The organism is Rathayibacter sp. AY2B7 (genome assembly GCF_002931635.1).
Taxonomy (GTDB): Bacteria; Actinomycetota; Actinomycetes; order Actinomycetales; family Microbacteriaceae; genus Rathayibacter.
The window spans coordinates 1-6,500 of sequence record NZ_PSUC01000144.1 but is presented as its reverse complement, the minus strand read 5'-3'; the positions used below and the strand labels follow the sequence as shown (position 1 = coordinate 6,500).

Sequence of the window (6,500 nt, the reverse complement as noted above, 5' to 3'; positions counted from 1 at the left end):
CGGCCCCTCCGCGGCCCGCGCCTAACGGCGGGTGGCGTCGTCGACTTCGCCGACGAGCTCCTCGATGATGTCCTCGAGGAACAGCACTCCGGTGGCGCGGCCCTGCTCGTCGAACGCCCGGGCGAGGTGGGCGCCGGTGCGCCGCATGATCGCGAGGGCGTCCTCGAGGTCGGTGGCCTCGAAGATCGAAGCGAGCTGGCGGATGCGCTTGGCGGGGACGGGGAGGCGGAACTTGGCGCCCTCCGTGTCGCCGTCGAGGTCGAGGACGTCCTTGAGGTGGATGTAGCCCTCGGGGGTGCCGTCCTCGCCGAGGATCACGTAGCGCGAGAAGCCGTGCTTGGCGACGGCGCGCTCGACGTCGGCGGGGGTCGCTCCGCTGGGGAGGCTGACGATCCCGTCGAGGGGCAGGGCGACGTCGTGGACCTTCTTCTCGGTGAACTCGAACGCGGCGAGGAGGGTCCCGGTCGAGTCGCGGAGCGTGCCCTCGCGGGTGGACTGGTCGACGATCGTCTGCACCTCCTCGAGCGTGAAGGTGCTGTTCGCCTCGTCCTTGGGCTCCACCTTGAAGAGGCGGAGCACTCCGTTGGAGACCGCGTTGAGGGCGACGATGATCGGGCGGAGGACCCGGGCGATGGCGACGAGCGGCGGCGCCAGGAGGAGCACGGCGCGGTCGGGCATCGAGAACGAGATGTTCTTGGGGACCATCTCGCCGAGCACCACGTGCAGGAACGACACGATCAGCAGCGTGATGACGAAGGCGACGGTGCCGGAGAGCTCGTCCGGGATGCCGACGGCGTGCAGCGGCACCTCGAGCAGGTGGTGGATCGCCGGCTCACTCACGTTGAGGATCAGCAGCGAGCAGACGGTGATGCCCAGCTGCGTGGTCGCGAGCATCAGCGTGGCGTGCTCCATCGCGGCGAGCGCGGTGATCGCGCTGCGGCGTCCGCTCTCCGCGAGGGGCTCGATCTGGGAGCGGCGCGCGGAGATGACCGCGAACTCCGCTCCGACGAAGAAGGCGTTCGCGGCGAGGAGCACCACGAGCCAGGCGATTCCGGCCCAGTCACTCATCGTCGGACTCCTTCCGTCCGCGGTGTCCGCGGGCGACGTCGGCGAGCGGGTCGGGGATCCCGTCCGGGTCCGCGTCGGGGTCGGGCGTGAAGCGGAGGCGGTCGATGCGGCGGCCGTCCAGGCGCTCGACGCGCAGCGAGCCGCCCTCGACGTCGACCCGGTCGCCGACGGCGGGGAGGCGGCCGAGCTCGCTCATCACGAAACCGGCGACCGTCTCGTAGGGGCCCTCCTCGGGGATGTGCACGCCGGCGCGGTCGAGGACCTCGTCGGGGCGGAGCATGCCGGGGAAGGTGGTGGAGCCGGGAAGCTTCACGACGTCTGCCCGGGAGCGGTCGTGCTCGTCGGCGACCTCGCCGACCAGCTCCTCGACCAGGTCCTCGAGCGTGGCGACGCCCGCCGTGCCGCCGTACTCGTCGACGACGACCGCGAGCTGGAAGCCGCGTCCGCGCAGCTCGGTGAGCAGCACGTCGAGCTTCATGGTCTCGGGGACGCGGAGCGGCTCGGAGCGCAGCGCCGTGACCGGCACGTCGGACCTCTTGCCGCGGGGCACGGCGACGGCCTGCTTGACGTGCACGACTCCGACGATGTCGTCGATGTCGTCGTCCGTGATCGGGAAGCGCGAGAACCCGGTGGTGCGGGCGAGGTCGAGCACGTCCTGCGCGGTGCTCGCGCGCTCGACCGTCGACAGGCGCAGGCGCGGCGTCATCACGTCGCCCGCGGTGAGGGCGGAGAAGCGGAGGGTGCGCCCGAGCAGGTCGGCCGTGTCCTCCTCGAGCAGTCCGGCGCTGGCGGAGTGGCGCACGAGGCTCGAGAGCTCCTCGGCGCTGCGGGCGCCCGAGAGCTCCTCCTTCGGCTCGATGCCGACCAGGCGCAGCAGGGCGTTCGCGCTGCCGTTCAGCAGGGCGACGGCCGGGCGGAACACCGTCGTGAACGCGGTCTGCAGCGGCACGACGAGCTTCGCGGTCGCCCGCGGCAGAGCGAGGGCGAAGTTCTTGGGGACCAGCTCGCCGAGGATCATCGACAGCAGGGTCGCGATGACGATGGCGACCACCGTCATGACCGGCGCGAGCGCCTCCTCCGGGATGCCGAGTCCGCTGAACGGCTCCTGGAGCAGCGTCGAGAGGGCGGGCTCCATCGTGTAGCCGGTGAGCAGCGTCGTGAGAGTGATGCCCAGCTGCGCGCTCGAGAGGTGCGTGGAGGTGACGCGCAGGGCCGCGATGGTCATGCCCAGGCGCGTCTCGCCGCGGTCGCGACGGGCCTCGAGGTCGGCCCGGTCGAGGTTCACCAGCGCGAACTCGCTGGCGACGAAGACGCCGGTGCCCAGGGTCAGCAGCAGGCCGACGCCGAGGAGGAGCCACTCAGTTCCCACGGTGGTCGCCCCCGGTCACGAGAGGGAGGTGCGAGGAGGGCCGGATGGTGCGGGCCGGCGGAGCGGCGGCACCGGAGCGTCGAGCGGGAGTCCGAGGAGCACGGCAGTGAGCGGAACAGGCCGGATGCGCAGAGGGAGGGTCGTCCATTGTGGCGCCGAGTCTACCCGCCGCGGAGCGCCGCCGGGCGTGCTCCGACGCGGCGGCTCAGAGCCACTTCTTCCGCTTGAACACCGCGTAGAGCGCGAAGCCGAACAGCACCATCAGGCCCAGCGCCCAGGGGTAGCCGAGGCGCCAGTGCAGCTCCGGCATGTCGTCGAAGTTCATCCCGTAGATGCCGGCCACGAGCGTCGGGGCGAAGAGGATCGCCGCCCACGAGGAGATCTTGCGGACCACGTCGTTCTGGGCGAGCCCGGTCTCGGTCTGCCGGCGCGAGACGAGCGTCGAGTGCACCGTGAGCGCCTTGTCGAGGATCGCGCGCAGGGAGTCGACCGCCTCCGTCACGCGGATGGTGTGGTCGAGCACGTCGCGGAGGGACCGGCGCAGCTCGATCCGCTCCGGCGAGGGCGAGGGCTCCCCCTCCACGGGCGTCGACTCCTGCAGCAGCTCGTGCAGCAGGGCGGTCAGCGGCTGCACCGAGCGCTGGAAGTGGATGACCTCGCGCGAGAGCCGGTAGATGCGCTCGGAGAGCCCGTCGTCCGAGTCGTCGCCGAAGAGCTGGTCCTCGATCTCGTCCACGTCGCCCTGGACGCCGAACACCACCGGCGCGTACTCGTCGACGACCTGGTCGAGGATCGCGTAGAGCACCGCTTCGGGCCCGCGGGCGAGGAGGGCGGGATCCTCCTCCAGGCGGCGGCGCACGCGGGCGAGGTCCGGGGAGTCGGCGTGCCGGATGGTGACCACGAAGTCGGGGCCGACGAAGACGTGCAGCTCGCCGAAGACGACCGTCTCGGCGGCGTCCGCGTAGCGCGCCGGCCGCAGCACGACGAAGAGCCCGTCGTCGTAGCGCTCGAGCTTGGCCCGCTGGTGCCCGCTCAGCGCGTCCTCGACGGCGAGCGGGTGCAGCCCGAACTCCTCGGCGACCGCCTCGACCTCCTCGCGCGTCGGGCGGTAGAGGCCGATCCAGGCCATGCCGTGCTCGTCGCGCATCAGCTCGAAGGTGTCCTCGAGCGAGTCGGGGTTCCGGATGCGGCGGCCGTCGACGTACACGGCGTTGTCGACGATGGTCATGGGCTCGGTTCTAGCACGCGGCGCCCGCTCACCAGCTGACCGGCAGCGCCTTGCCCTCCTCGTAGCCCGCGGCCGACTGCAGGCCCACGTGCGCCCGCTCGTGGAAGTCGGCCACGCTCCGGGCGCCGGCGTAGGTGAAGGACGAGCGGACCCCCGAGGTGATCATGTCGAGCAGGTCCTCGACCGAGGGCCGCAGTGGGTCGAGGTAGATGGTGGAGGAGGAGATGCCCTCGGCGAAGAGGCGCTTGCGGGCGAGCTCGTAGGCGTCGAGGCGGTCGAAGCGCTCCTGCACCGCCTTGGCCGAGGCCATGCCCCAGCTCTCCTTGTAGACCCGGCCGGCCGCGTCGCTGCGCAGCTCCCCCGGCGCCTCGATCGTGCCGGCGAACCAGGAGCCGATCATCACGGAGGCGGCGCCCGCGGCCAGCGCGAGGGCGACGTCGCGCGGGTAGCGCACCCCGCCGTCCGCCCAGACGTGGGCGCCCAGCTCGTGCGCGCGCTCGGCCGTCTCGAGGACGGCCGAGAACTGCGGGCGGCCGACCGCGGTCATCATCCGGGTGGTGCACATCGCGCCGGGGCCGACGCCGACCTTGAGGATGTCCGCTCCCGCGTCGACGAGGTCGTGCACCGCGTCGGCCGTGACGACGTTGCCCGCCGCGATCGGCACTCCGAGATCGAGCGCGGAGACCGTCCGGAGCGCCCGGAGCATCCCCTCCTGGTGGCCGTGCGCGGTGTCGAGGACGAGGACGTCGACGCCCGCGGAGACGAGCGCGCGCGCCTTCGCCTCGACGTCGCCGTTGATGCCGATCGCCGCCGCGACGCGCAGACGCCCGTCCGCGTCGAGCGCCGGGTCGTAGACGGTGGAGCGGAGGGCGCCGGTGCGCGACAGCGTGCCGACCAGGGCGCCGTGGTGCAGCACCGGGGCGAAGTCGAGGTCGGCGGCCACCATGAGGTCGAAGGCGGCCCGCGCGGTGGGCACGTCGTCGGCGTCGATCGAGGGCGTGGCGGAGTGCACCAGGTCGCCCAGACGCGCGTCCGGCAGCGCGGTCGCCAGACGCGAGGCCGGGACGCAGCCGAGGATCGCGCCGCCCTCCTCCTGCACCACGAAGCCGTGGCCGGCGACGGCCGGCAGGATGCGCAGCGCCTCCTCCACGGTCGTCGCCGGCGAAGCGGTGAGGGCGCCGGAGAAGGCGACCGGCTGGCGCTTCACCCAGCGGATCGCGGCGTCCAGCGCCTGCAGAGGCATGTCCTGCGGGAGGACGCCGAGCCCGCCCCGGCGCGCGAGCGTCGCTGCGAGGCGCTGACCGGTGACCGAGTTCATGTTGGAGGAGACGACGGGGATCGTCGCCCCGGTGCCGTCGCCCGGGGCGAGCGAGACGTCGAGGCGGCTCGTCACCGACGAGCGGCCGGGGACGAGGAAGACGTCCGAGTAGGTGAGGTCGCCTGAGGGTGTTCCGCCGGAGAAACGCATGGGGGAAACGCTACTCCGGCGCGGCCCCGGGTCGGCCGTGCAGGGAACGGGGCTAGGCTTGACGACCGGGACGGGACCAGGCGACGGCACCGGTTCCCGCTGGTGCGAGGACGACCTCCTCCGCCGCGGTGGCAGGCGCCGAGGGATGCGACGGGCCCGTCCGGATGATCGAGGACGAATCAACGGAGAGAGTGGGCGATCGGCTGTGTCGAGCCAGTTGACCGGAGCAGGAACAGAGCAGGGCGCGGAGGACTTCGGAGCCAACGAGTGGCTCGTGGAGGAGCTGTACGAGCAGTACAGCGCCGACCGCGCCTCGGTGGACGAGTCCTGGTGGCCCATCCTGGAGCGCTACGGCGCCCAGCTCGCGAACTCCGGCAAGGACGCTCCGGCTCCGGCTCCCGCCGCGGCCCCCGCGCCCGCCGCCTCGAAGCCCGCCGCTGCCGCCGAGCGCGTCTCGTCGAGCGGCGGAGGCGCCGTGACCCATCCCGCCGCGGCCTCCTCCTCCGAGTCGACCCCCGCCTCCCGCACCACGTCGAAGCAGCCGAAGGCGCAGCCGATCCCGGCCGACGCTCCGGTGAGCAAGCCCTCCGCCGAGGACTCGACGCCGGACGAGGACGTCGTCACCCCGCTCCGCGGCATGGCGAAGAGCCTCGCGACCAACATGGACGCCAGCCTCAGCATCCCCACCGCGACGAGCGTCCGCACGATCCCGGCGAAGCTGATGATCGACAACCGCATCGTCATCAACAACCACCTGCGCCGCACCCGCGGCGGCAAGGTCTCGTTCACGCACCTGATCGGCTGGGCGCTCATCCGCGCGCTCAAGGACTTCCCGAGCCAGAACGTGTTCTACGACGAGGTCGACGGCAAGCCCGCGGTCGTCGCCCCGGCGCACGTCAACCTCGGCATCGCGATCGACATGCCGAAGCCCGACGGCACGCGCGCCCTGCTCGTGCCGAGCATCAAGCGCGCCGACACGCTGAGCTTCACGGCCTACCTCTCGGCCTACGAGGACCTGGTCAAGCGCGCGCGCGGCAACAAGCTCGTCGCCGGCGACTTCGCGGGCACCACGCTCTCGCTGACGAACCCCGGCGGCATCGGCACGGTCCACTCCGTCCCCCGCCTGATGAAGGGCCAGGGCTGCATCATCGGAGCCGGCGCCCTCGAGTACCCGGCGGAGTTCCAGGGCGCGTCCGAGAAGACGCTGGTCGAGCTGGGCATCGGCAAGACCATCACCCTGACCTCGACCTACGACCACCGCGTCATCCAGGGCGCCGGCTCGGGCGAGTTCCTCAAGATCGTGCACGAGCTCCTGCTCGGTGGCCGCGGCTTCTACGAGGACATCTTCGCCGCGCTGCGCATCCCCT

General features: G+C 72.2%; 5 protein-coding genes. 1 reads left to right on the top strand and 4 read right to left on the bottom strand.

Features of this window, described 5'->3' with window-relative positions; translation table 11 throughout:
• Nucleotides 1–21 precede the first annotated feature (21 nt).
• The 4 genes from C5C27_RS16205 to C5C27_RS16190 all read right to left on the bottom strand — a co-directional run bounded on the left by C5C27_RS16205 (nucleotide 22) and on the right by C5C27_RS16190 (nucleotide 5,133).
• Complete coding sequence (locus tag C5C27_RS16205) at nucleotides 22–1,068, bottom strand: hemolysin family protein (RefSeq protein WP_104224111.1); 1,047 nt, start codon at nucleotides 1,066–1,068, stop codon at nucleotides 22–24.
• Nucleotides 1,061–2,437, bottom strand: a complete 1,377-nt coding sequence (locus C5C27_RS16200; protein ID WP_104225499.1) for a hemolysin family protein — start codon at nucleotides 2,435–2,437, stop codon at nucleotides 1,061–1,063. The genes C5C27_RS16205 and C5C27_RS16200 overlap by 8 nt, the downstream gene beginning before the upstream one ends.
• A gap of 205 nt (nucleotides 2,438–2,642) precedes the next feature.
• Nucleotides 2,643–3,665, bottom strand: a complete 1,023-nt coding sequence (gene corA / locus C5C27_RS16195; RefSeq protein WP_104224113.1) for a magnesium/cobalt transporter CorA — start codon at nucleotides 3,663–3,665, stop codon at nucleotides 2,643–2,645.
• 28 nt (nucleotides 3,666–3,693) lie between these two features.
• Nucleotides 3,694–5,133, bottom strand: coding sequence for a GuaB1 family IMP dehydrogenase-related protein (locus tag C5C27_RS16190; RefSeq protein WP_104232785.1), 1,440 nt, complete (start codon nucleotides 5,131–5,133; stop codon nucleotides 3,694–3,696).
• Nucleotides 5,134–5,338: 205 nt separating this feature from the next.
• Between C5C27_RS16190 and C5C27_RS16185 the strand changes: the two genes are divergently transcribed.
• Nucleotides 5,339–6,500: 2-oxo acid dehydrogenase subunit E2 (locus C5C27_RS16185; RefSeq protein ID WP_181133571.1), on the top strand; the 1,162-nt coding region annotated here is incomplete at its 3' end.